This window comes from Corynebacterium sp. HMSC05H05, from assembly GCF_001807265.1.
Lineage (GTDB): Bacteria > Actinomycetota > Actinomycetes > Mycobacteriales > Mycobacteriaceae > Corynebacterium.
The window spans coordinates 15541-39375 of sequence record NZ_KV788407.1 but is presented as its reverse complement, the minus strand read 5'-3'; the positions used below and the strand labels follow the sequence as shown (position 1 = coordinate 39375).

The window sequence follows — 23835 nt, the reverse complement described above, 5'->3', positions numbered from 1 at the left end:
CCTTTCGATTGGAACCGCGGAAGAAAACCTCAACCTTTAGTTGAGCTTACTTGTTGTGCGGGTTCCAGTGTCGCATTGCGGCGGCCGCGAATGCGTCGCCACGCGCAGACATGCCGGAAAACATGTCCAAGCTCGCCGCGGCGGGTGCCAAAAGCACGGTGTCGCCCGCCTGCGCCTGGGTGGCCGCCCACGCCACGACCTCGTCCATCGCTTGCTCCGGGTCCTGCGCGTCGGAGACGAAAACGGGCACCTCCGGCACCACCTGCTCGAGCGAGGCGCGGATCATCTCCCGGTCCACGCCCAGAAGCGCCACCGCGCGGAACTGCTTGGCGTGCGCTTTGACCACGGCATCCACGGACGCGCCCTTGAGCTGCCCGCCGGCGACCCACACCACGGAACCAGCGCCGGTGAGCGCCGAATCCGCCGCGTGCGGGTTGGTGGCCTTGGAGTTGTCCACCCAGTCCACTCCGCCGCCGGAGTGCACGACCGCGCCGCGGTGGCCCTCCACCTGGTACGCGTCCAGCGCGCGTTGGATGTGCTCGGTCGTGGCTCCCTGCGTCAACGCCACCGCGGTGGCGGCCAGCGCGTCCAGCACACCTGCGGCACCGGCGGGCTCGATGCCGTCGGCCGGTGCGACATCCACGGGTGTTCCGCCAAGCTTTGCGACGATGCGTCCGCCCACCACACCAACCTGGCCGTCTGCCGGCTCGCCGAGCGTGAACCCGACGATGTCCTCGCGCCCCGTGTCGGCGGCGATCCGCGCGACCTCGGTGTCGTCGATACCCGCCACCGCCACCGGCGCCTGAAGCACCTTGGCCTTGGCCGCGGCGTACTCGGCGAAGCTGCCGTGCCAGTCAATGTGGTCGTCCGCCAGGTTCAAAAGCACGCCCGCATCGGGAACGAGCTGGGAGGACCAGTGGAGCTGGAAGCTGGAAAGCTCGGCTACCAGCACGTCCAAACGCTCCGGCGCGAGCATCGCCTCCCCCACCGCGACGCCGATGTTGCCGCACGCGCCGGCGCGCAGGCCGGTGTCCTTGCCAGCCTCAATCATCATCTGCGCGAGCATGCCCGTGGTGGTGGTTTTGCCGTTCGTTCCGGTGACCACCAGCCAGGTGCGCGGCTCGCCGAACACGCCGGCGCGGTCCAGCCGGAAGCACAGCTCCACGTCGCCGATGACGTCGATGCCGGCGGATGCGGCGTCCACAAGCAATGGCGTATCCGGCCGCCACCCGGGCGAGGTGACCACGAGCCCGACCTCGCCGAAGCGGGCGCGGGCCTCGTCGCCGGTGCACGTGTCGTAGCCAGCCTCGGCGGCGCGGGCGCGGCCTGCCTCGTTGTCGTCGACAACGGTGAAGCGGGCGCCGGCGCGCCGAAGCAGCTGCGCCGCCCCGAGCCCCGACACACCGGCGCCGGCGACCAGGGTGTAGTCCGACAGGATCGGCTGCGTCACAGGTTCGCCCCGTTCAGCCACTCGCCGTAGAACACCGCAAGGCCGAGCATGAACGCCATGGCGGAGATGATCCAGAATCGGACCACGACGGTCATCTCGTGCCAGCCGCCGTTTTCAAAGTGGTGGTGGAACGGCGCCATGCGGAACACGCGCTTGCCGGTGGACTTGAACGACGCCACCTGGATCACCACCGAGGCGGCCTCGAGCACGAACAGCGCGCCGATGATGATCATCAAAAGCTCCGTGCGCGACCCCACGGACAGGCCCGCAACCAAGCCACCGAGTGCGAGCGAGCCAGTGTCTCCCATGAAGATCTTCGCCGGGGCAGCGTTCCACCACAGGAAACCCACACAGGCGCCGAAGCCGGCAGAGGCCAGGATGGCCAGGTCCAGCGGGTCGCGCACGCTGTAGCAGCCGGCGGCGGCCACGGCCTCGCACGAGTTGCGGAACTGCCAGAAGGTAATGCCCACGTACGCGGCCATCACCAAGGCGGTGGTGCCGGAGGCGAGCCCGTCCAGCCCGTCGGTGAGGTTCACCGCGTTCGACCAGGCGGCCAGCAGGATGTAAATGAAGACGAGGAAGAAGATCGTGCCGATGGTCCCGCCGCCGAAGGTCAGGTCGATCGTCTCAATGTCGCGCACGAAGCTCAAGAACTGCGAGCCCGGTGTCAGCCCGTTCTCGTCAGGGAAGCGCAGAATGAGCACTCCGAAAATCAGCGAAATGGCCAGCTGCGCCACCAGCTTCGCGGTCTTGTTCAGGCCCAGGTTGCGCTGCATGAACAGTTTGATGCCGTCGTCCGCGAAGCCGACCAAGCCCAGAGACAGGGTGAGAAACAGCACGATCAGGCCGGTGGCGGTAAACGCAGTATGCCCTGTGAACAGGGCAACAAGGCTGCCGCCGAGGTAGCCCATGGTGATGCCCACGAGGATGGCAATGCCGCCCATCGTCGGGGTGCCGCGTTTGCGGGCGTGGGACGCCGGACCGTCCTCGCGGATCTCCTGCCCCATCGCCCGCCGGTTGAAGTACCGGATGAGCGCAGGGGTGAGGAAGATCGAAACCAAGAAGCTGATGATTCCGGCGCAGATAACTTGAACCATGGAAGTTGTACCTTGCTATTTCTCTACGTCGCGTGACTACCTAAGCGTATGCCCTTGCAGGAGCGCTTCCGCCACTACCCACAGCCGGGCGGCGTTGGAGGCCTTGACCAGCACAACATCCCGGTCTTTGCGCTCGCGCCAATTGTCCTCCCCTACCGGCGCGGACGCTAGCAGCTCGCGCACCGTCTGCGCCGCCTCGTCGGTGTCGGCGACGGCGGTGGTGCGGATGCCTTGCCCCTCGGCGCGCTGGGTGAGCGCAACCATCGCGTCGGACTTGCCGACGGCCACGAGGTGCGTCACCCGGTATCGCGCCAACTCGTCCGCGAGCAGCGCGTGCTCCTGTTCGGCGCCAGCACCCAGCTCGCTCATCTCTCCGAGCACGGCCACCGAGCGCACGCCCGGGCGGGCGGCGGCGGTATAGCCCAACGCCGCGATGGCCGCGCGCATGGATTCGGGGTTAGCGTTGTAGGCGTCGTTGATCACGGTCACCCCGTCGGCGCGCGTGTTCACGTCCATGCGGTTGACGGACACCGAGCTCGCCGCGGACAGCGCCTCGGCAACGGTGGCCGCGTCCATGCCCAGCTCCGTGCCCACGGCAGCGGCGGCGAGCGCGTTACCCACCTGGTGCGCGCCGAACACGCCGAGCGTGACCCGTTGCGGATCACCGTTCGGCGTGTGCATGGTGAAGGACGCGCGCGCCACCGCGTCGAGCTCAACGTCCGTGGCGTAGTAGTCTGCGGCCGTGTTGCCGGACTCGGAGAAGGTGACCACGCGCGCATCCGTTCGCCCGGCCATACCGGCGACGAGCTCGTCGTCCGCGTTGAGCACGGCGACGCCGTCGCGAGGCAGCGCCTCCACCAGCTCCCCCTTGGCCTTCGCGATGTTTTCACGGGAACCGAACTCGCCGATGTGCGCGGATCCGACGTTGAGCACCACGCCGATTGTCGGCGGCGCGATGGTGGCCAGGTGCGCGATGTGGCCGATGCCGCGCGCGGACATCTCCGCGACCAAAAAGTCTGTGTCTTCGGTGCAGCGCAGCACCGTGTACGGGTGGCCGATCTCGTTGTTGAAACTGCCCGGGGGCGCCACCGTCTCACCGGCGCGCGAAAGCACCGCGGCGATGAGGTCCTTCGTGGACGTCTTGCCCGCAGAGCCGGTCACGCCGACGATGGTCAGCCCGTGCGCCCCCGTCAGCTCGCGCGCGACCGCGGAGGCGAGCTTAGACATGCCGTCCACCACACCCGCCGCGGAACCGTCCGGGTCATTCGCGGCCAGGTCCGAGTTGTCCCCCTCGCGCGGCGGCCGCTTCTCGACGATCACCGAAGGCCTGCCCACCTCCCGCGTGGTCAGCGACGCGGCAGCGCCGGCCTCTGCGGCCTTGTCCACGAAATCGTGCCCGTCCACGCGCGCCCCCGGGAAGGCGACGAAGAGTCCGCCCGGGCCGATCTTGCGGGAGTCGAACTCCACGAACCCGGTCACGTGCGTGTCCGGGTCGGCTTCCGGGCTCAAGCGCCCGCCGGTGACCTCGGCGATGCGCGCCAGCGTCATGTCGATCATGCTCGAGATTGCCTTTCTGTAATTGCCCTGCGCATCTCTTCGCGGTCGTCGAAGTGCAACTTCTCGGTGCCCACGAGCTGGCCCACCTCGTGGCCCTTGCCAACCACGATCACTGCGTCGCCGGGCCGGGCCCACTCAACGAGCGCGTCAATCGCCTTGCCACGTGGGCTGACCTCGACAATCTCCGCGCTCGCGCCGGCCTCGCGCGCGCCCGCAAGGACTGCGGCGCGGATGGCGGCGGGGTCCTCGGTGCGCGGGTTGTCGTCTGTGACCACCACGAAGTCCGCCCCCTTGGCCGCCTCAGCGCCCATGAGCGGGCGCTTGGAGGAATCGCGGTCGCCGCCCGCGCCCACGGCCACGCCGATGCGCCCTTCCACCTGGCCGCGCAGGGTTGCCAGCACCGCGCCGATGGCAGCCGGCTTGTGGGCGTAGTCCACGACGGCGACAAAGGTCTGGCCTTCGTCGATACGCTCCATGCGCCCCGGCACCGCCGCCTGCTCCAGGCCGTTCAAGAACGACGGGAGCTCCACGCCCGCGGTCTGTGCGATGGCCGCGGCGAGCGCGGCGTTGGCCACGTTGAACGCGCCTGGCATGGGCAGGGTGAACTCGAAAGTATCGTCGGCGGTGAGCTGGATGCGTTGGCGGCCTTGGTCGTCGATACGCACAAGCTCCGCGGTCACATCGGCGTCGCTTGTGGTAGCGACCGTGACCGGCGCTTCGGCGAGATCAGCCATGCGCTGGCCCCACTCGTCGTCGACGCAGATGACGCTGCGCTTCGCCCGCAGCTCGCTCGCCGGGTCGAAGAACAGCGCCTTCGCCTGGAAGTAATCCTCCATGGTCGGGTGGAAATCCAGGTGGTCCTGGGAAAGGTTGGTGAACGCGGCGACGTCGAAGTCCGAGCCGGTGACGCGCCCCAGCATCAACGCGTGCGAGGACACCTCCATGACCACATGCGTGACCCCTTCGTCGCGCATCTGCGCGAACAGCCGCTGCAGCATCGGCGCCTCCGGCGTGGTCAGCTCCGTGGCCACGTCGCGCCCCATGATCTTCGTGCCGGTGGTGCCAATCAGCCCCACTTTGCAGCCGGCAGCGGTCAGCCCCTTTTCCAGCATGTAGGTGGTCGTGGTTTTGCCGGAGGTGCCTGTGACGCCGAGGAGCATGAAGCTTTGCGACGGGTGCCCGTACACCTCAGCCGCCACATGGCCCAGGATTGTCCGCACATCCTCGACCACGAGCACCGGGCGTCGGTCTGCCGTCTGCTGGATAATCGCCAGACCAGCCTCGTCGGTAAGTATCGCGCCCGCGGCGGAATCGAACGCGTAGGTCGCGCCGTGGACACGGGTGCCGGGTAGCGCGGCGAACAGGCCGCCAGGTTCGACGTTCTGGGAGTCCAGGCCGACAAAGGTCACCGGGGTATCCGCGCTCGGCGGGTTGACGATGCGCGCGCCAGCGATGTCGGCGAGCTGCTGCAAGCTTGTCATTTTTCTCAGACCTCCATCTGTATCTACTGGCCCTGCAACGGGTACGGCTCGGCCGGCGGGCTCAGCGGAACGTTCTCACGGTTGAGCAGCCAGCCCGCAATCTGCTTGAAAATCGGGGCCGCGGACTGTCCGCCGTTGCCGCCCTCGAGGACGCCGCGCTGCGGCTCGTCCAGCATGACCGCGACCACGAAGCGGGGATCGTCCGCGGGCGCGACACCGGCAAAGGTGATCCAGTACGCGCTGTTGGAGTACGCGCCGGTGTCCGGGTTGACCTTCTGCGCCGTGCCGGTCTTGCCGGCGAACTGGTACCCCTCCAGGTTGTTGCCCTGGGCAGTGCCGTTGTTGACCCCAGCCGGGTCCTCTTGGAACGTGGCGCGGAACATGTCCAGCGTGGTGCGCGCGGCCTCCTCGCTGATCACTCGGGAGTGCTCCGGTTCCTCCTGCGCGATCTCCTCACCGTCCGGGCCGGTGATCTTGTGGATGATGCGCGGCTGGATCCGCTCGCCCTCATTCGCGATCGTCTGGAACACACCCGCCATCTGCAACGTGGTCCAACTCATTCCCTGGCCGATGGGCAGGTTGGCGAAAGTGCCGCCGGACCACTGCTCCAGCACCGGCAGCAGGCCCGCAGACTCGTTGGGCAGCTCGATCCCGGTGCCCTGGCCGATGCCGAAACGGTTCAGGTAATCCCAGAACCGCTCCTCCCCCAAGCGTTGGGCGAGCTGGAGTGTGCCCACGTTTGAGGACTTACCGAAGATGCCCGCGGTGGTGTACGGCATCACGCCGTGCTCCCACGCGTCGCGCACCGTAATGCCCGCCATATCGATCGAACCGGGCACCTGGTGCACCTCGAACGGGTCCGTCAGCCCCTGGTCGATCGCCGCGGCGGCGGTGATCACCTTCGCCACCGAGCCTGGCTCGAAGGGGTGAGACACGCTCGGGTTCTCAAAGTCCTTGCCCTGTTTGACCTGCTGGTCGACGTTGCCGTTCGGGTTGATCGTGTCGGTATTCGCCATGGCCAGCACCTCGCCAGTGTGGCTATCCAGCACCACGGCCTGCGCTTCCTTGGCTAGCGAGTTGGCCTTGGCCTGCTCCAGGGTCTGCTGGACATAGGTCTGCAGGTCCAGGTCGATGGTCAGTTCGATCTGGGCGCCGCCGACGGCCGGGACAACGTCGCGCAGCGAGCCCGGAATAGATTGGCCGTTCGCGGACACGTCCTCGGTGGAGCGGCCGTCGATGCCGGTGAGGTCCGCGTCGCGGGAGGCCTCCATACCGAACTGGCCTTGCCCGTCCATGGAAACCTTGCCGATGATGTTTTCGCCCACCGCCCCGTTCGGGTACTGGCGGATGTCCTGGTGGTCCGCCGCGATGCCGTGGAAGGCGTCTGCGACGGTGGCGGCCACATCCGGGTCCACATTGCGCACCAGCACCTCGTAGCTGGAATCCGCGTGGAGTTTGTCCAGGATCTCCTTGGCGCTGACCTGGCCGACCTTGGTGGTCGGCTCGCCGGAAGCGGTGTTCGACGGGGTGTCGCTCACCACTTCCCCATCGCCGATCATGCCCGGGATCTCGTTGGCCATTGTGCGCAGCACGTCCTCGACGCGGGCGTCCACCTGGGCGGCGATGTCCTCCGGAGACAGCCCGTCCACACGCATTTCCAGTTCCTGCTGCTCCTTGAGCTCCTTGCGCAGCTGCACCGGAGACACCGTCAGGGAGCGGGCTTGCATGGTGTAGGCCATCTTGTTGCCGTCGCGGTCCACGATCTCGCCGCGGCGCGCGCGGTCCACGTAGGTGCGGCTTCGTTGGTCGTTGGCTTGCTCGCGCAGCTCGTCGCCGATGATGACCTGCACCCAGAACAAACGTCCGATGAGCAACGCGGCCACCGCCAAAAAGGCAATGCCGAGCCAGTACACACGCTTGCCCGTGATGTGCTTCTGAGAAGTCGGCGCAGGCTTCGGATTCTCCCGCGCTACCTGCGAGTTCGCATTAGAGCGTGGCACTGCTCACCTCCCATATCCACTGGCTGGTACCCGCCGTTATGTCGACAACCATCATGCCCCGCCCCCGGGCAGATACCTAGGTGCGCCACGCCTGCCGTTACGGCTGGGCCGCAACGTTGGCCTGGTAGGGCGCCAAGTTGTCAATACGGGGTGCGTTCGCGGCGCGGCCGGGGCGCTGCGTCAGGGCATCCTCCAGCTCCTTCGTCGCACGATCGTCCGAGGACGCGCGGGAGGCGGGCCTGCCTTCGCCGTTGACATCGACCAGCTTGGAGGCCGACTCCGGGTTGTACGGGCGCTGCTCCTCCGCGTGGCCCTCGTCGTTCACGGCAACCACGCCCGGCTCGCCGGCGAGCACCATGCCCATGGAGTCTGCCCGCTGCGCGAGCGCCGCCGAGGAACGACGGTCCTCCAGGTCGCGGTTGAGCGACTCGACCTCGTTCGCCAGCTCCTGCTCCTTGGCCTGCAGCTTCTGAATCGCAAAGGTTTGTGTGGTGGCGATGCCGGACAAGATCATGGCCACCGCGATTCCCACCACCAGCAACGGCAAAGCGATCTGGGACAGCGAAGAGAACTTCGAGCGCACCTTCGTGGTGGCCACCCGGCGTCCACGGACGGACACCACCTGGTTGGATCCCAGCCGGCCGCGGGACTTCGGGTGCTCCACGTGCGGCTTTACGCCGGGCATGGTGCGTACGCGGCTGGCCGAGTGCTGAGTGCGGCCCTGAGTGCGGCCCTGAGTGCGGCCAGGTGTGCGGCTCTGGTTGCGGGTCAGCGTCGCCGATCGCGTTGCTCGTGCGGCCATGGTGTCCGTCCTTGTCGGGCTTAGGGGGTGGGCTGGGGTGGGCTGAGTTTTTCAATGCAACGCACCCTCACGGGCGCGGCGCGCGGGTTGCGTTCGATCTCCTCCGCCGGAGCCTTCTCCGCCCCGCGGGTGACGGTGCGGAACTCCGGCTCGGTGCCCGGCAGGTCCATCGGCAGGCCAACCGGGGTCTTGGAGGTGGTGAGCTCGTTGAACGCGGCTTTGACGATCTTGTCTTCCAGGGACTGGTAGCTCATGAACACTGCGCGCCCGCCCTCGCCGAGCAGGTCGGTGATCACGGGCACGACGTTTTCCACCGCCTCGAGCTCACGGTTGACTTCGATGCGCAGCGCCTGGAACGTGCGTTTCGCGGGGTGTCCACCAGTGCGTCGGGTTGCGGCCGGGATGGTGGCGTAAAGCAACTCCACCAGGCGCGCGGCACGGTCGAAGGGCTCGCGCTCGCGCTCCGCGATCACGGCGGAGGCGATCTTTCCGGCGAAGCGCTCGTCGCCGTACGTCTTCAGAATGCGGGCCAAGTCGCCGTGGCTGTAGGTGTTGAGCACCTCGGCCGCGGTGATGCCTTCTGTCTGGTCCATGCGCATGTCCAGCGGGGCGTCACCACGGTAGGAGAAGCCTCGCTCCTGCTGGTCCAGCTGCATCGACGACACACCTAGGTCGAACAGGGCGCCCGCGATGCCGTGTTCGCGGGCTGCGTCGAATATGTCGCCCTCGTTGTTCGCAACCGCCTCATCCACGTGGTCGAAACGGCACTGCACTGCCACGAAGCGGTCGCCGAAGGACGCCAAGCGTTCCGACGCCTGACGCAGCGCGTTCGGGTCCCTGTCCACACCAATCACGCGGGCGTGAGGGAAAACGTTGAGGAAGTGCTCTGTGTGTCCGCCGGCGCCGAGCGTGCCGTCGATAAGCACCGCTTTTGCTCCGAATGCCTCAACGCTGGGCGCGAGCAGTTCAGCCATGCGGTCGCGCATGACGGGGACGTGACCGTGCGGGTCGTCAGCGAGCGTGAAGTTCGCCATGGCGTGCCCTCCGTGTCTCTTCAGTGTCCCTAGCTCGTGCGGTGGTTGTCAGCTTCTTTGTCGGCGCGGGGAGCGCATAGAGCCCTGCCCGGGGCGGCTGTTCTGATGTCGGGGAAGTACACCAGAACGCTTCACGCCCCGGACAGAGTCCGTACACGCTCTCCGTAGTCGATGCCTCCTGCGGGGTAGTCAGCCCTACAGCAGACCGGAGAGAATGTCGTCGTCATCCGCCGCAGAGAACGCGGCTTCAGTCTCTTCTTGATACTTATTCCAGGACTCGAGGTCCCAGATCTCGAGAAAATCCACCGAACCGATGACCACGCACTCCTTGGAAAGGCTTGCGTACTCCCGGTGCGCCGGGGACAGGGTGATTCGCCCAGACCCGTCGAGCGTTTGCTCATCCGCACTGGCAGCCAGGTTGCGGATAAAAGCACGCGCCTTGGGGTTTGTGCGGGATGCCGCTGCGGCCTTGCGGGCGCGGGCGGCAAACTCGTCGCGCGGATATACCGCAAGCGAGTGGTCCTGCCCCTTGGTCACCATCAACCCGTCTGCAAGATCCTCACGGAACTTCGCGGGGAGCGTCAGGCGACCTTTGTCGTCGAGCTTGGGAGTGTAGGTTCCCAGAAACATCCGGCGACCTACCTTCCTTCACTTTCTGACGTTGGCTGTGAAATTTTCTCGGCTTCGTTCCGTACCGCGCACGTAGTCAAGATGCGCGCCACGTCACTCCGCTGGGCCCCACTTTAACCCACTTTCCCCCACAAACGCCACACCTCAGCAGTTTTTAGTTCCAGTGTGTCGTGTTTGCGCATTTCAGAGTGCCATTTTTGCCGTGGGGAGTTTACCCGCGAAAACGCAGAACATGCTCCACACGCGCCACACTCGATATCTGCACCCCCACGATTCACGCCCCGAGGGGGCGGCACTGCCCATGTTTCAGCCCACTTTGGGCGCTAGTGGGGAGAAGTGGGGGATTTGGGGCGGGCACGAAAAAGCGCCTCCCCGACACGACGGGAAGGCGCAGCCGCAAATACCGCTAAGTACTACTGACGGTCTTCGAAACGACGACGAAAGCTCTCCTCCATGCTGGCGCTGCGCTGCGTGCGCGGCTTCGCCTGCCGGGACGAGCGCGCAGACGGAGACACTTGGTTCGACGGGGTGCGCAGCGCCATGATGCCGCCAAAGAGCATGACAGCGAAGCCGATGACGCTCAGCACAATCGTCCAGATACTCAGGCTCGCCAGCGCCACACCACCAAGCAGGAGCACCAGACCCAAGACGATCAGGGCGACGCTGCGCATGGTCAATTGACCGGTCTTTGGCGCGGAACCGAAGCCAGATTCAGTCACGACACTGCTGCCAAACTTCGGGTCGTCCGCGAAGAGAGACTGCTCAATTTCGCGCAACGCCCGCATTTCCTGCTCAGATAGAGACACTGCTCACTCTCCCGATACCGATGGCGGACTGACGTTATCCGTATAACGGCCATGGTACGCAGATTGTTCCCGTGCCCCACTTTCCTCACACTATGCAGCCATCGGAGCCTCCCCAGCCCTGGTGGACAGATAAAACTCCTCCGCATCCGAGAGCAGCCGGTGCACCACAGCCGCACCCGGGTCCATTTCAATCCCGGACGCCACCCTGCCGCGCTGCGTCGAATAGCGCTTGAACACGGCGGCCCAATGCGCCCCGTCATCACCCGTGAGCGCGAGCTTGTCCCACGCGCTCGTAGGTAGACGCTTGCGCTTGCGCACGATCGGCGAGGCCGCGTTGCGCGCCCCGGCAATCCGAAGCGCCGCACGATAGGCGTTTTCCATTGCCACGTCGTGCCGGCCAGCTTCGAAATCATCATGCGCCAGCCCAATCAGCTCCTCGGCCGCGGACAAGAATTGGTCGGCCTTACTCATGCGCGCACCCCGTCCGTACACCGCGCCGGTTGTTGCCGAAACTACGCTTCCCGCCATGGCTTCCTCCTGCATAAACATTGCTTTTGTACAAGTGATGGGCTCACCCTAAAACACGCGTTCGACACCACCCGACACACATGGGAACACTTGTTCGACCAGAAGTGTGGGTTCCTGCCACACACAGCGCCCGCAAGTGATTCCATAGAGGGGTGACTGCAACCATTCAGCGCCTGACGGCCGCCGAGTTCCTGATGCTCGCCCCAACGCTCGTAGACATCTATATAGAGGCCATGGGCTACCCGCAGACCATGCGCCGCCAACGCATCCAGGTGTGGAAAGGCGAGGTGCGCTCCCCCGGCTTCACCGCGGTCGCGGCGATCGATAGCGGCCAAGTCGTCGGCATCGCCTACGGCTTCATCGGCACCCGCGATCGCTGGTGGGACCGTCAGCTCGTGCGCGCGATGGACGCAAACGGCGGGATCACGGACCAAGACCGGGAGATGCTGCGCAGCTACTTCGAGGTCGCGGAAGTGCACGTCTCCCCCGCGCTGCAGGGCAAAGGCCTGGGCTCCCGCCTGCTCACGGAGCTACTGAGGGAAGCCCCGACGCGCTGGGCGCTGCTATCCACACCGGAAGTTGCAGACGAGGCGAACAACGCGTTCGGGCTGTACCGCAAGTTCGGATTCACGGACGTGGCGCGTAATTTTCTCTACGAGGGGGATAAACGCCCCTTCGCCATCCTCGCCCTCGATCTGCAAAACCGCACTGGGTAGGGTTGCGGGGAGATCATCAACTTCAGGCACAAGGAGCGTAGGCGTGACAGATCTTGGGCTCAACGACGTACCGGCACAGGTGGAGCAGCATCTTGAATCGTTTTTCAACGAGCGTGCGAAAGCTGTCGAGGCCATTGGCGAGCCTGTCGCACAGGCGGTGAGCCACCTGCGGCGCTTCGTCCTCGGCGGCGGCAAGCGCGTGCGCCCCACGTACGGCTGGGCAGGCTTCGTCGGCGCGGGCGGCCTGCAAAGTACGGAAGACCCCGAGGCCGTGCTCCGCGCTGTGAGCGCCCTGGAGCTGATCCAGGCCTGCGCGCTGGTGCACGACGACATCATCGACGCCTCAGACACCCGGCGCGGCAACCCCACAGTGCACCGCGCGATCGAGGCGGAGCACCGCAGCCAGAGCCTGCTCGGCTCCGCGGAGGAATACGGCACCAACGCCGCGATTCTGCTCGGCGACCTCGCACTCGCCTGGGCTGAGGACATGTGGCGCTACTCCGGTGTCTCCCAGGACGCTCTCGCTCGCGCCGCGGAGCCGTGGGTGGGCATGCGCACCGAGGTCATCGGCGGCCAGCTGCTGGACATCATGCTCGAGAGCCTGGGCAGCGAGTCGGTGGAGATGGCCAACCGCGTCAACCGGTTCAAGACCGCGGCGTACACCATCGAGCGCCCCCTGCACTTGGGTGCCGCGCTTGCGGGCGCGAGCGAGTCGCTCATCGACGCGTTCCGTGGTTACGGCCGCGACATCGGCATCGCATTCCAGCTTCGCGACGACCTGCTTGGCGTATTCGGCGACCCTGCCGTGACCGGCAAGCCGGCCGGCGACGACATCCGCGAGGGCAAGCGCACGGAACTGTTCGCCACGGCCCTTGAGCTGCTGGACCAGACGGACCCGGCGGCGGCGCAAGAGCTTCGCGACGGGATTGGTACGACGGAGGATGAGGCGGAGCTGCGTCGATTAGCAGGGCTCATCCGCTCCAGCGGCGCAGAAGACGCGGTGGAGGCGCGCATCGAAGAACTCACCGCCTCCGGCCTCGGCTTCCTGGACGGCGTCGGCATCGACGACGCAGCCGTGGAAGCGCTCACCGTGCTCGCGCACAAGGCCACCGACCGGCGGATGTGATGCGCCCGCAGAGTCTGGGCGTCGCCGCCTGCGCGCTGATTGCCGTGGGCTCATTCGGCGCAGGCGCGACCCGCTACCGCGGCGGCCTGCTGCGCGCAGTAGGCCTGGAGCACCTCTCCTACGGTCATGGCCGGGCGCTGATGGACATGCTGCTCACCGCCGGCATCATCGGCCTGGTGGTGGCGTGGGTACTGCTGTGGAAAGCCAGGCCCGGTCTAGCCCAGGTGCGCCGCAGCGTGTGCTGGTGGGCAGGCGTTATCGCGCTGTCCGCGCCGATCCTGTCGCGCGACGTGTACTCCTACCTCATGCAAGGCGCGATGCTTCGCGACGGCTTCGACCCCTACTCCGAAGGCGCCGCCATAAACCCGGGGCCGTACCTGTGGGAGGTCTCCCACGACTGGCGCAACACCACCACGCCGTACGGCCCATTGCACCTCGGGGTGGGCAAGGCGGTGACGTCGCTGGTCGGCGAGAACGTCACTTTAGGCCTGGTGGTCTACCGGCTGATTTCCCTGGCAGGGTTCGCGCTGATTGTGTGGGCACTGCCGCGGATTGCGAAGCAGATCGGCGGCGACCCCGCCCTTGCTCTGTGGTTGGGGGCAGCCAACCCGGTGATGCTGCTGCACCTCATCGGCGGCATGCACAACGAGGCCGTCATGGTTGGTCTGGTCAGTGTGGGCCTGTTGTGGTGCCTGCGCAGCCGCTGGTGCACCCCGGGCATCGGGCTGATCGCGCTGGCGGTGTCGCTGAAAGCCACAGCGGCGGTGGCACTGCCGTTCGTGGTGTGGCTGATGGTTAAGCGGCGCAGCAGCACCACCCTCGGTGCCGCCGGCATGCTGGTTGTCTGCGGGGCGTGGGCGCTCGCCGTCAACATCGCAGTGATCCAGCTGGTCACCTGGGCATCCGGCACCACGTGGGGGTGGCTCGAGGAAATCACCGGCAACTCGAAGGTGATCAACCCGCTCGCCGGCCCCACCCTCGCCGCCGAGCTCATCACGCCGGTACTCCAGCTTTTCGACGACACGTTCCGCTACAACACCGCCCTTTCCTGGACCCGCACCGTCTTCTCCGTGCTCATGCTGGTCGGCCTGGCGGCGGTGTGGTGGATCTTCCGCCCCCGCCGAAACGAGGCCTACGAGCGGCGCTCCGTCGCCGGCACCACCGCCGCCTACACGGTGGCATTTGCCGCCAACGCGGTGACCCTGCCCTGGTACTACGCCTCCGTCATCTCGCTGGCAGGCACATTCCGCCCGCCGGCCTGGGTAGTGCGGGTGACCATTGGGGCGTCGATAATCGTCGCCCTCGCATTCCAGGGCAGCGGCAATCACCGCCTCTACGACGCGTGGTTCCTCGCACTCGCGGCGATCGCCGCCGTCGTTGCGGTGGAGTGGCTGTTCCGGGACCCGGCTAAAACGCCATCGCCTGCGCGCGGCGGATCACTTCGCGAGCTTTTTGGCCGTGCAACGCGTCCACAGGACGCCCCGGCAGCGACTCATCCGGCGTAAACAGGAACGCCAAGATCTCGTCCGCGTCATAGCCGCCGTCGGAAAGCACCGTGATCGCGCCGGAGACGAATTTGCTCAAGCCGTCCTCGCCGAGCAGGCTCGCCGGCACAACCTTCTTTCCGTCCTTGACGTAGTGCACCAGCTTCTTCGCGCCGACGTAGTCGTGCACCTTGGTCACCGGCACGCCCAGCTTCTCGGCGACATCCGGAAACGGCAGCAGGGTTTCGTCGATAAGCAATTGCTCAAGATTCGTTTGTGCGCTCACGGTCCGCGATTCTACTCTGGTGCATATGGCAACCTTGCGGGCAGGCACGACACTGGACGGGCGTTACGTTGTCGACCGCCCAATCGCGCGCGGCGGCATGGCCACCGTCTACCGCTGCGTCGACGCACGCCTCGGACGTGAAGTGGCCGCGAAAGTCATGCACGAGCAATACGTGCACGACGAGGTGTTCCGCGAACGCTTCCGCCGCGAAGCCCGCGCAATGGCCCAGCTCAGCCACCCAAACTTGGTCAACGTGTACGACTTCTCCGCGTCCGGCGGCGAAGTGTTTTTGATCATGGAACTCATCACCGGCGGCACCCTGCGCGAACTGCTCGCCGAACGCGGCCCCATGCCCCCACACGCCGCCGCTGCCGTGATGCGCGGCATGCTCACCGGGTTGAGTGTCGCGCACGCGAAAGGCATGGTGCACCGCGACATCAAACCCGACAACGTACTCATCGACACTTCCAGCCGCGTCAAACTCTCCGACTTCGGGCTCGTGCGCGCCGCGGCCGAAACCACCCAATCCACCGACCAAATCGTCGGCACCGTCGCCTACCTCTCGCCCGAACAGGTCGACGGCGGCGCACTGACCGCGGCTTCCGACGTCTACTCCGCCGGCATCGTGCTCTTCGAGCTACTCACCGGCCGCACCCCCTTCAGCGGCGACACCCCCTTGGCCCACGCCTACGCCCGGCTGCGCTCCGACGTGCCCGCGCCGTCTTCGCTGATCGCCGGGGTGCCCAAGCTTTTCGACGAACTCGTCGCCACCGCCACCGCCCGCAACGCCGAAGACCGGTTCCACGACGCCGCCGATTTTTTGGAGGCCTTGAACGACGTGGCCAGCGAGCTGGCGCTGCCCACCTACACCGTGCCCGCCCCGCGCAACTCCGCCGCACACCGCGCCGCAGAACACCCGACCAATTTTGGGCTGGCCGCGGGTGTTGGCGGCGGTGCTGGTGCTGGTGGCGCGAACGGTGCTGGCGGTGCTGGTGCCAGGAGTGCCGCCCACCAGCGGCTTTTCCCCGGCGACGACGCGCCCACCCGCGTCTCCCCCTCCCCCGCCAGACCCGCCCAGCCTGCGCCCGGCCCGACCCGTGGCCAGTGGCCCGCAGCAGGTCCGGCGCCCGTTCCTGCGCCAGTCCCGGCCGCTGGCCCGGCACCTGCGCCTGCGCCGAGGCCTGTTCCGGGGCCGCTTTCCCCCGACGCCCCGGATGCCCCTTCAACGCGCGAGCCCGCTTCCCGACTTCCCACCGTTAAACCCGTGTCGAACCGTTCCCCGTTCGGCGTGGCCCTGTACACCGTCTTCGTCATCATCGTGATCGTCGCCGTGGCGCTGGGGGCTTGGTGGTTCGGCTCCGGCATGTACGGAGAAATCCCGGAGGTCATCGTCCCCCAGCCCTAGCCGGCCGACTTCCACTATGCAGCTGCATAGTGGGTGCCGACCAATCATTGGTGCTGGCCGAGTTGTCCGCAATGCGGAGTCCGCAATCGGAGTCTTTTGTACGAATCGGCAAAACGCCCCGGTTCCCAATTTTCCCACCTGGGGAAATGCTGGAGCGCTGTCGATTTTTACAAAACCTGTCGGCCCCGGAGGCCCCGAAGACCGGTGGAGTACACAGGCGAGCCCTGCCGAAAACTAGTAGCGAAGCATCTCGGCGACAAGGAAGGACAGCTCGAGGGCCTGCTCGGTGTTGAGGCGGGGGTCGCAGGCGGACTCGTAGCGGCCGGGCAGGTCGACGTCGGTGATGTCCTGGGCCCCGCCGAGGCACTCGGTGACGTTTTCGCCGGTGAGCTCGATGTGGATACCGCCCGGGTGGGTGCCCAGCTCGCGGTGGACCTCGAAGAAGCCCTGGACCTCGTCGAGGATTTTGTCGAAGTGGCGGGTCTTGTAGCCGTTCGAGGAGGTGAAGGTGTTGCCGTGCATCGGGTCGGACTGCCAGACCACCTTGTGGCCGGATGCCTCGACGGCCTTGACAATGCCCGGCAGGGCCTCGCGGACCTTGTCCTGACCCATGCGGATGACCATAGTCAGGCGTCCAGGCACGCGGTCCGGGTCCAGCTTGTCGCCGTAGGCGACGGCCTCTTCCGGGGTGGTGGTCGGACCTAGCTTGATGCCGATCGGGTTGGAGATCAGGGCGGCGAAGTTGACGTGGAAGTCGTCGATGCCGCGGGTGCGCTCGCCGATCCAGAGCTGGTGGGCGGACAGGTCGTAGAGCCTGGTGTCGCCGTTGGAGTCGGTGGCCAGGCGCAGCATGGCCCGCTCGTAGTCCACCAGCAGCGCCTCGTGGGAGGCGTAGACGTTGGAGGTGCGCAGGTTGTCGTCGCGCACGCCGCAGGCGTCCATGAAAGCCAGGGACCGGGAGATCTCGCGGCCCAAAGCTTCGTAGCGCGCACCTGCCGGGGAGTTGGTCACGAACTCGCGGTTCCAGTCGTTGATGTTGTGCAGGTCCGCGGTGCCTGAAGCCGTCAGGGCACGGACCAGGTTCATGGCTGCAGACGAGTTCGCGTAGGCGCGGACCATGCGCGCGGGATCGTGGCGGCGCGAATCTTCGGTGGGCTCGACGCCGTTGACGATGTCGCCGCGATAGTTGGGCAGGCCGTTGGCGTCCAGGTCGGAGGAACGTGGCTTGGCATACTGGCCGGCGATGCGGGCCAGCTTCACCACGGGCATGGAGGCACCGTAGGTCAGCACCGCGGCCATCTGCAGCAGGGTGCGGACGTTGGCGCGGATGTGGGGCTCGGTGTTGGACTCGAAGGTCTCGGCGCAGTCGCCGCCCTGCAGCATGAACGCCTTGCCGTTGGCGACGTCGGCCAGCTGGGTCTTCAGCTCCTCCACTTCGGGGGCGAGCACGACCGGCGGCACGGACTCCAGGATCTTGCGCACATACTGCGCCTGGGCGGGGTCCCAGGAAGGTTGCTGCTTCGCGTCGCGGGAGATTGCGTCCTGGAACTGCTCGTTCAGGTCGCCCGGCAGCGGGGGCAGGTCCGGCAGTACGTCTTTGGGGATGTCGATTGTCCAACTCACCCATTCAGTTGTAGCACGATTCACCCCAGGCTACAACCACCTTCACCTGCAATTTCCCAAAATGCGAAGATTGAATCTCACTATTTGGACACAGTGCCGGAGGCGTCGATAGGCAATGCCTCCATGCACACCCGGAATTTGCGCAGGTTGTGGCGCGCGTCCACGAGTGCGTCGTGGTTGCCGTCCGGGACTTTGGGCAGGCGCGGACGCCCCGCCATCTGCCAGTACTGCTTCAGCTCGCGGGTGTAACGCGGCAGGTCCTTGGGCAGGCCGGCCATGTCACCCCAGAGTTGGGCGAACACCACGTGGTCGTAGGCGCCGACCCACGCCCACAGCTCCGGCTTGCCGCGGCCGGCGGTGAGAAACGCGTGGGCCTCGTCGCGGATCTTCTGCAGCGGCTTCCACGCCGGGTGCGAGGCGCGCGGCAGCTTACTCAGCACATTCTCGCGCACCCATTCGTTGGCGTTGGAAGCGTCGAACTCCGTGCTCACGGCATAGAATTCGCGCCCGTCCTCGGCAACTATGCCGATGGAGACTAGCTCGATGGTAGAGCCGTCCTCTATAAATTCAGTGTCGTAGAAATACCGCATCTACTTGCGCGACTCCGACCGAATGTCGTCGAGAAGCTCACGTCTCGACGGCCCCTTCGGCCCGCCGCGGCGGGGCCAGAACATCACAGCAGCCACCGCCAGTACTGCGAGCGGCCCGGCCAACTTGGGATACCAGCCGGCCTCAGAAGCGACCAGGTAGATCGCCACCACGACGGCGACCAGAGCAAAACGGATAATCAGGGGTTTGTTCACGGGCGTGCCTCCTCCGGGTATTCCCCCGTCTCCGCCAGGGACTTCTTCACGTCCGAGGCGTAGATATCCACGTAGTCCTCCCCCACCATGTCCGCCAGGCGGCGCATGCAGTAGTCCGTGAACGAGCGCATGACCTCGCGCGAGTCGGGGTCGAAGCCGTGCTCGGCGGCCCACGCATGGGGGTGGATCTGTTCGGAGACCCTGATGCGCACCTTCACCGGTCGCGGGATTTTCGTGCCAATCGGATTCGCCTCACCGGAGCCGATCATGCCGATGAGCACGACAGGTGCGCCGGTGGCCATTGCCACACGCGCCATGCCGGTGCGGCCCTTGTACACGCGCCCGTCCGGGGATCGGGTGCCCTCCGGGTAGATGCCGAACAGGTCGCCTTTACCCAGCACTCTTTCCGCCGCGGTCTGCAGCGCGTCTCCGGCGCCCTTCGCACCGCGGTCCACAGGGATCTGGCCCACCGATGAGAAGAAAAACTTCTGGATGCGCCCAGTGAGACCCTTCCCCGTGAAGTACTCCTTCTTCGCGGGGAAGGTGATCTGGCGCCGCACCATCAGCGGCAGGTAGAACGAATCCAGCACGGCCTGGTGGTTGGACACCAAAATGGCGGCGCCGTCGTCGGGGATGTTGTCCGCGCCTTCGATGGTGGGTCTGTTCCACACAAGCAGCGGCGGCCCGAGAATAACCTTGAACAGGGAATACCACTTGTTGTTCATCGTCGCTCGCCTTCTACAGCAGTTCACGGGCCAGATCAGCGACCCCGATCATACCCGCCCGGGACCCCAGCTCAGCGCAGAGGATCTCCGGCTGCGGACGATATCCGGCGCCGACGATGTTGGCCTCCATGGAGGTGCGCGCGTCGTCCAGGTAGAGGTCGGCGTCTTCGCTCACGCCGCCGCCGAGGACGACCTGCGCGGGATCCAGCACATCGGCGACGATTGCCAACCCGCGGCCGAGCCAGGTGGAGAAGCTGTCCAGGGCAGCCAGTCCCAGCTGGTCGCCGGCACGGGCTGCGGCCATGATGTCGTGCCCGCTCGCCCGCTTCTCGACGACCGCCCGGTACACCGACGAATCGCGGAAGCTGCCTTTGGTGGCGATTTCAATCGCGCAGTCCACAAGCGACGTGCCGGAGGCGTAGCGCTCCAAGCACCCCTGTTTGCCGCAGGAGCACACGCGACCGCCGGGGACCACGGTGATGTGGCCGATTTCGGGCGCGGTGCCGAATGCGCCGCGGTAAATCTCGCCGTGGTGCATCAGCGTCGCGCCGATGCCTGTGCCCACGGCGAAGAACACCCAGGTGTCCAGGTCTCGGCCGGCACCGTAGCGGTATTCGCCCCAGGCGGCGGAGTTCGCGTCGTGCTCGAGGCGCACCGGCAGGCCCAGCGCCTGCTCGAGGTCGCGGCGCACGGGCTGGTCGTCGCGCCAGGCCAGGTGCGGCGCGAAGCGGACGATTTCGCAGTCCGGGTCCAAAAAGCCTGCCACGGCCACGCCGACTGCCCCGATGTCGTGCTTGGCGCGCAGCTCGCCAACCATCTCGACGATCGTGCGGGTGAGTCCCTCAGCGTCGTGCGGGGTGTCGGTGCCGAGCGAATCGACGATCACACCGTCAGCGTCCACCACGGCGGCGCGTGCGTTTGTGCCGCCGATGTCGAATCCGACGGTCATCGGTGAGTGAGCAACCATGGAATGGCAGTCTAGTCCCGCCGCTTGCCAGCGCCGCATAGCGCAGCCAGCCGCGCCCCGAGCACGTCCCAGGAGAAGTGCTCGGTCACATGCGTGCGTCCGGCGCGGCCCATGCGGGTGCGCCTTTGGTCGTCGAGAAGCAACTGCGCAATTGCCTGGGCGACGGCATCGGTGTCCCGCCCATCGACCACCACCCCCGTCTCCGCGGTGACGGTCTCGGGCGCGCCGCCGGAGTTGCCCGCGACGACGGGCACGCCGCAGGCCTGCGCCTCCAGATAGACGATGCCCAGGCCCTCGACGTCCAACCCGCCGAGGCGCGTGCGCGCAGGCATGGCGAACACGTCCGCGGCCGCCACGATGTCACGCAGCCGCTCCCCCGGCACCGCGCCCGTGAATACGACGCCCTCGCCCGCCATCGCCCGCAGCTTCCGTTCGTACGGGCCGGAGCCCACGATGACCAACCGGGCGCCTTGTGCTTGTCGACGAACCTCCGGCCAACCCCGAATCAGCACATCTTGCCCCTTCCTGGCCACCAGCCGCGAGGAGCAGACCACCAGCGGCGCGCCGTCGACGCCGAGGTCCTCGCGGGTGGCGGCCCGCTGGGATGCTGTGGCGGGACGGAAGAACTCCGTGTCCACGCCGGACGGCAGCGCCACGAACCGGGGGTGGGTGCCGAATGCTTTCAGACGCTGCCGGGTGTAGTCCGAGATGTAGGTGACCGTGTCTGCGCTGCGGCCGATGGCGGCTAGGGCCCGGCGGGCGACGGGCAGCATGCCCCAGCCGACCTCGTGGCCGTGGGTGGTGGCGATGACGGTGGTCGCGCCGGCCCGCTTCGCGGCCGCGCCCATCAATGCCAACGGTGCAGCGGCCCCGAACCACACCGTGCCGATCCCGTGGGCGCGTATCAGACGCTGCATCTCGCGGGCCGTCGCCGGGGTGGGCAGCATGACGCGGCGCGGCCAGCGCACCACCATGTAGGGCACGGAGGCGTCCCACTCTCGCGCGGCGACTGCGTCTTGGGTGGAGGCGAACACCACGAGGTTGTCCGGGCCTACGCGGCGTGCAAGTTCAGCGGCGAAGTCCCGCAAATACGACTGAATCCCGCCCACGGTGGGCGGGAAGTCGTTGGTGACCAGCAGCGTCTTAATAACGCACGGCCCCCTGGACCGGCATGGAGTTCAGCGGCACCACCTGGATCGGGATGCCGTAGTCCGAGGAGTGGACCACCATGCCGTCGCCGATGTACATGCCCACGTGCGTCACACCCGGGTAGTAGCCGATGATGTCGCCCGGCTGCAGGGCATCCATCGACACCGGGGTGCCGCCCGCGAGCTGCGCCTGCGAAGTGCGCGGGATACCGATACCGTTCTGGGCGTAGGCCCACACCATCAGACCCGAGCAGTCGAACGCGTCCGGGCCGGCAGAGCCCCATCCGTATGGCTTGCCCAGCTGCGCCATGGCCGCTGCGACGATTCCGGAGTCCGCGCCAGGCAGGAACGCCGAATCCACCGGGTTGTCCTTGTTCATCCAGCGCTGGCGGTCAGCCTCGCTCAGGCTGTCCACGCGGCGCTCAATGTCGGCGACGCGCAGATCCAGCTCCTCACGCTCCTCCTCCAGCTTCTTGCGCTTGCCGTCCAGCTCGTTGCGGGCGTGCTGCGCCTCCGCAACCGCGATGTTGGCCACGCTTGCCCGCTCGCCGGCGGCTCGGTTGGCGTCCTCCAGCTCCGTCAGCGCGCGCTGGGAGTTTCTACCCAGAGCCGCCAAGTACGCAGAACGGTCGATCGCCTCCTGCGGGTTGCCGGAGTCCAGGGTGGTCAAGATCGCGTCGGACTTCGGGATCCGGTAGCGGGAGTGCGCGATGTCGCCGACGTTCTTGCGCTGCGCGTCGGAAACGCCACGAAGCGATTCCAGCTGGGATTTCGCCTCGGTGGCGCGGGCGTTGGCGGAGCGCAGCTTCGCCTCGGACTCGGCGATCTCGTCCTCCAGCTCCTTGATCTCCTCGGCCTTCGCCGTGGCGTCGTGGGAGACAGATTCCATCTCCTCGATCAACGCATCCACGTCGTCCGCGTTTGCGGGTGCCGCGGGAAGCATCGTGGTGGCAATGACGCTGCCTGCGACGATAGCCGCAACGGCGGCGCGGGAGCGGTTGGAGCGGAGCGAGTGTTTACCCACTATGGACACCTCTTCAGATTTCGGCGCGAACGAACAAACTATAGCTGCTCCGGGGGCCGTCGCAAAGCAAAATGCTCAACGTGTGATTTGAGTGATTCGTGAGGTAAGAGAGAAAAAATGCCCCGCCCCCGCAAAGCGGGACGGGGCACATTCTTCGGCTATTAGAAGCGAACCACAGAGTGGATCGGCATCATGTGCAGGTCACGGTAGCCCACCGGGATACCGGAGTTCAGCGCGTCGATGATCTGGCCGTTGCCGGCGTAGATGGCGACGTGGGAGGCGCCACCGTAGTACGCGACGATGTCGCCCGGCTGGATATCGCTCAGTGCGACCTGCTGGCCGGCGGAAGCCTGAGCCTGGGAGGTACGCGGGATGGACTTGCCAGCCTGCGCGTAAACCCAGGAGGTGAAGCCGGAGCAGTCGAAGGCATTCGGGCCTGCTGCGCCGTAGACGTACGGGGAGCCGATCTTGGACTGCGCAATGGAAACGATGCGCTCACCGATGGACGGCTCCGGCGCCGGTGCCGGAGCGGCAACCGGTGCGGAGTAGGTCTGCTGGACCGGCGCCGGGGCAGGGGCGGCCGGACGGACCTGCTGCTCAACGTTAGCGAGGAACTGGCTGAAACCCGGGACGTTAGCCACGCCCGGCAAAGCCTTCACGGACGCGATAGCGTTCTGGACGTTGCCGTTCGCCGGTGCGCCGGCGAGCGACGGGATCCAAGCGTCAATGCCCGGAATGGAAGCCACACCCGGCACGTTCTCGATGCCCGGGACCTGAACGGAAACCGGAGTGTTGGGAACACGAACCTCTGCTGCGGAGGCGGCGGCCGGCGCGACCAGTGCGGCGCCCGCTGCGACGGCTACGGTAGCCGCTGCTGCGCGTGCTGCGGTGTTGTCCTGGCGACGGTGCTTTGCCACGATAATTCTCTCCATATCTTCTCTTCGCCAACCGGGTTAGCTGTCGGGCGGGGTGCTGAGAAATGGCCCTGCGCCCCTCGGGAGCACTTCGCTCCGCGGTGGTTCCCCGGTCCCCATGGCGCGCGTTCCGCGGGGTGCGGTCCGCCGCTTCGGGTTACGGCTCATATGTTGTTTTCGGTACATGCTGCCAACGGCTGTTGTCGCAATGTCTCGAACAGGTTACGAA

23 protein-coding genes and 1 riboswitch are annotated in these 23835 nt (G+C 66.6%); of the genes, 4 read left to right on the top strand and 19 right to left on the bottom strand.

The window, feature by feature from the left end; genetic code table 11:
* Positions 1 to 46: 46 nt before the first annotated feature.
* From murD to HMPREF3151_RS08740, 10 genes are all read right to left on the bottom strand, one after another.
* On the bottom strand, positions 47 to 1450 hold the full coding sequence (gene murD, locus HMPREF3151_RS08785) for a UDP-N-acetylmuramoyl-L-alanine--D-glutamate ligase (RefSeq protein ID WP_210383729.1): 1404 nt from the start codon (positions 1448 to 1450) through the stop codon (positions 47 to 49).
* The gene (mraY, locus tag HMPREF3151_RS08780; protein ID WP_070475157.1) at positions 1447 to 2547 is read right to left on the bottom strand and encodes a phospho-N-acetylmuramoyl-pentapeptide-transferase; all 1101 of its coding nucleotides are present in this window, start codon (positions 2545 to 2547) and stop codon (positions 1447 to 1449) included. Before mraY ends, murD begins: the two co-directional genes overlap by 4 nt.
* Positions 2548 to 2583: 36 nt before the next feature.
* Positions 2584 to 4104, bottom strand: coding sequence for a UDP-N-acetylmuramoyl-tripeptide--D-alanyl-D-alanine ligase (gene murF / locus HMPREF3151_RS08775; protein ID WP_070475156.1), 1521 nt, complete (start codon positions 4102 to 4104; stop codon positions 2584 to 2586).
* Positions 4101 to 5585: a UDP-N-acetylmuramoyl-L-alanyl-D-glutamate--2,6-diaminopimelate ligase gene (locus tag HMPREF3151_RS08770; protein ID WP_070475155.1), complete on the bottom strand. Its 1485-nt coding sequence runs from the start codon at positions 5583 to 5585 to the stop codon at positions 4101 to 4103. The genes murF and HMPREF3151_RS08770 overlap by 4 nt, the downstream gene beginning before the upstream one ends.
* A gap of 23 nt (positions 5586 to 5608) precedes the next feature.
* Positions 5609 to 7585, bottom strand: coding sequence for a peptidoglycan D,D-transpeptidase FtsI family protein (locus tag HMPREF3151_RS08765; protein WP_083290271.1), 1977 nt, complete (start codon positions 7583 to 7585; stop codon positions 5609 to 5611).
* Between the two features lie 97 nt (positions 7586 to 7682).
* A complete protein-coding gene (locus tag HMPREF3151_RS08760) occupies positions 7683 to 8387 on the bottom strand; it encodes a cell division protein FtsL (protein ID WP_141741383.1) in 705 nt (234 codons plus the stop codon).
* A 20-nt stretch (positions 8388 to 8407) separates the two neighbouring features.
* Positions 8408 to 9421, bottom strand: a complete 1014-nt coding sequence (gene rsmH, locus HMPREF3151_RS08755) for a 16S rRNA (cytosine(1402)-N(4))-methyltransferase RsmH (protein WP_070475153.1) — start codon at positions 9419 to 9421, stop codon at positions 8408 to 8410.
* A gap of 195 nt (positions 9422 to 9616) precedes the next feature.
* The gene (gene mraZ / locus HMPREF3151_RS08750) at positions 9617 to 10051 is read right to left on the bottom strand and encodes a division/cell wall cluster transcriptional repressor MraZ (RefSeq protein WP_070475152.1); all 435 of its coding nucleotides are present in this window, start codon (positions 10049 to 10051) and stop codon (positions 9617 to 9619) included.
* Positions 10052 to 10464: 413 nt separating this feature from the next.
* Positions 10465 to 10857: a DUF3040 domain-containing protein gene (locus HMPREF3151_RS08745; protein WP_070475151.1), complete on the bottom strand. Its 393-nt coding sequence runs from the start codon at positions 10855 to 10857 to the stop codon at positions 10465 to 10467.
* A 90-nt stretch (positions 10858 to 10947) separates the two neighbouring features.
* Positions 10948 to 11328, bottom strand: coding sequence for an SAV_6107 family HEPN domain-containing protein (locus tag HMPREF3151_RS08740; protein ID WP_083290276.1), 381 nt, complete (start codon positions 11326 to 11328; stop codon positions 10948 to 10950).
* Between the two features lie 209 nt (positions 11329 to 11537).
* On the opposite strand from HMPREF3151_RS08740, the gene HMPREF3151_RS08735 reads away from it, so the two are divergent.
* From HMPREF3151_RS08735 to HMPREF3151_RS08725, 3 genes are read left to right on the top strand one after another with little or no spacing between them, the layout of a single operon-like run.
* Positions 11538 to 12101, top strand: a complete 564-nt coding sequence (locus HMPREF3151_RS08735) for a GNAT family N-acetyltransferase (protein WP_070475150.1) — start codon at positions 11538 to 11540, stop codon at positions 12099 to 12101.
* Positions 12102 to 12144: 43 nt separating this feature from the next.
* Positions 12145 to 13227 carry a polyprenyl synthetase family protein gene (locus tag HMPREF3151_RS08730; protein WP_070475149.1) on the top strand — a complete coding sequence of 361 codons (1083 nt, stop codon included), beginning with the start codon at positions 12145 to 12147 and terminating at the stop codon, positions 13225 to 13227.
* Positions 13227 to 14732 (top strand): alpha-(1->6)-mannopyranosyltransferase A, encoded by a 1506-nt coding sequence (locus HMPREF3151_RS08725; protein ID WP_070475148.1) that lies wholly within the window; start codon positions 13227 to 13229, stop codon positions 14730 to 14732. Before HMPREF3151_RS08730 ends, HMPREF3151_RS08725 begins: the two co-directional genes overlap by 1 nt.
* On the opposite strand, the gene HMPREF3151_RS11630 is transcribed toward HMPREF3151_RS08725, so the two are convergent.
* Complete coding sequence (locus HMPREF3151_RS11630; protein ID WP_141741382.1) at positions 14635 to 14997, bottom strand: Rv2175c family DNA-binding protein; 363 nt, start codon at positions 14995 to 14997, stop codon at positions 14635 to 14637. The two genes, HMPREF3151_RS08725 and HMPREF3151_RS11630, sit on opposite strands and share 98 nt — an antisense overlap.
* A 25-nt stretch (positions 14998 to 15022) precedes the next feature.
* On the opposite strand from HMPREF3151_RS11630, the gene HMPREF3151_RS08720 reads away from it, so the two are divergent.
* On the top strand, positions 15023 to 16402 hold the full coding sequence (locus HMPREF3151_RS08720) for a protein kinase domain-containing protein (RefSeq protein ID WP_070475147.1): 1380 nt from the start codon (positions 15023 to 15025) through the stop codon (positions 16400 to 16402).
* 234 nt (positions 16403 to 16636) lie between these two features.
* Here HMPREF3151_RS08720 and HMPREF3151_RS08715 read toward each other — a convergent pair whose 3' ends face one another.
* The 8 genes from HMPREF3151_RS08715 to HMPREF3151_RS08680 all read right to left on the bottom strand — a co-directional run bounded on the left by HMPREF3151_RS08715 (position 16637) and on the right by HMPREF3151_RS08680 (position 23609).
* A complete protein-coding gene (locus HMPREF3151_RS08715) occupies positions 16637 to 18025 on the bottom strand; it encodes a class II 3-deoxy-7-phosphoheptulonate synthase (RefSeq protein WP_070475146.1) in 1389 nt (462 codons plus the stop codon).
* Positions 18026 to 18105: 80 nt separating this feature from the next.
* On the bottom strand, positions 18106 to 18615 hold the full coding sequence (locus HMPREF3151_RS08710; RefSeq protein WP_070475145.1) for a polyadenylate-specific 3'-exoribonuclease AS: 510 nt from the start codon (positions 18613 to 18615) through the stop codon (positions 18106 to 18108).
* On the bottom strand, positions 18616 to 18828 hold the full coding sequence (locus HMPREF3151_RS08705) for a hypothetical protein (protein ID WP_070475144.1): 213 nt from the start codon (positions 18826 to 18828) through the stop codon (positions 18616 to 18618).
* Complete coding sequence (locus HMPREF3151_RS08700) at positions 18825 to 19553, bottom strand: lysophospholipid acyltransferase family protein (protein ID WP_070475143.1); 729 nt, start codon at positions 19551 to 19553, stop codon at positions 18825 to 18827. The genes HMPREF3151_RS08705 and HMPREF3151_RS08700 overlap by 4 nt, the downstream gene beginning before the upstream one ends.
* Before the next feature lie 13 nt (positions 19554 to 19566).
* A complete protein-coding gene (locus HMPREF3151_RS08695) occupies positions 19567 to 20520 on the bottom strand; it encodes an ROK family protein (protein ID WP_070475142.1) in 954 nt (317 codons plus the stop codon).
* Positions 20521 to 20531: 11 nt separating this feature from the next.
* Positions 20532 to 21668 (bottom strand): glycosyltransferase family 4 protein, encoded by a 1137-nt coding sequence (locus tag HMPREF3151_RS08690; protein ID WP_070475141.1) that lies wholly within the window; start codon positions 21666 to 21668, stop codon positions 20532 to 20534.
* Positions 21664 to 22692 carry a C40 family peptidase gene (locus tag HMPREF3151_RS08685; protein WP_070475140.1) on the bottom strand — a complete coding sequence of 343 codons (1029 nt, stop codon included), beginning with the start codon at positions 22690 to 22692 and terminating at the stop codon, positions 21664 to 21666. The genes HMPREF3151_RS08690 and HMPREF3151_RS08685 overlap by 5 nt, the downstream gene beginning before the upstream one ends.
* A gap of 161 nt (positions 22693 to 22853) precedes the next feature.
* Positions 22854 to 23609: a C40 family peptidase gene (locus HMPREF3151_RS08680; protein ID WP_070475220.1), complete on the bottom strand. Its 756-nt coding sequence runs from the start codon at positions 23607 to 23609 to the stop codon at positions 22854 to 22856.
* 13 nt (positions 23610 to 23622) lie between these two features.
* Positions 23623 to 23751, bottom strand: a riboswitch (cyclic di-AMP (ydaO/yuaA leader).
* Positions 23752 to 23835: the final 84 nt, after the last annotated feature.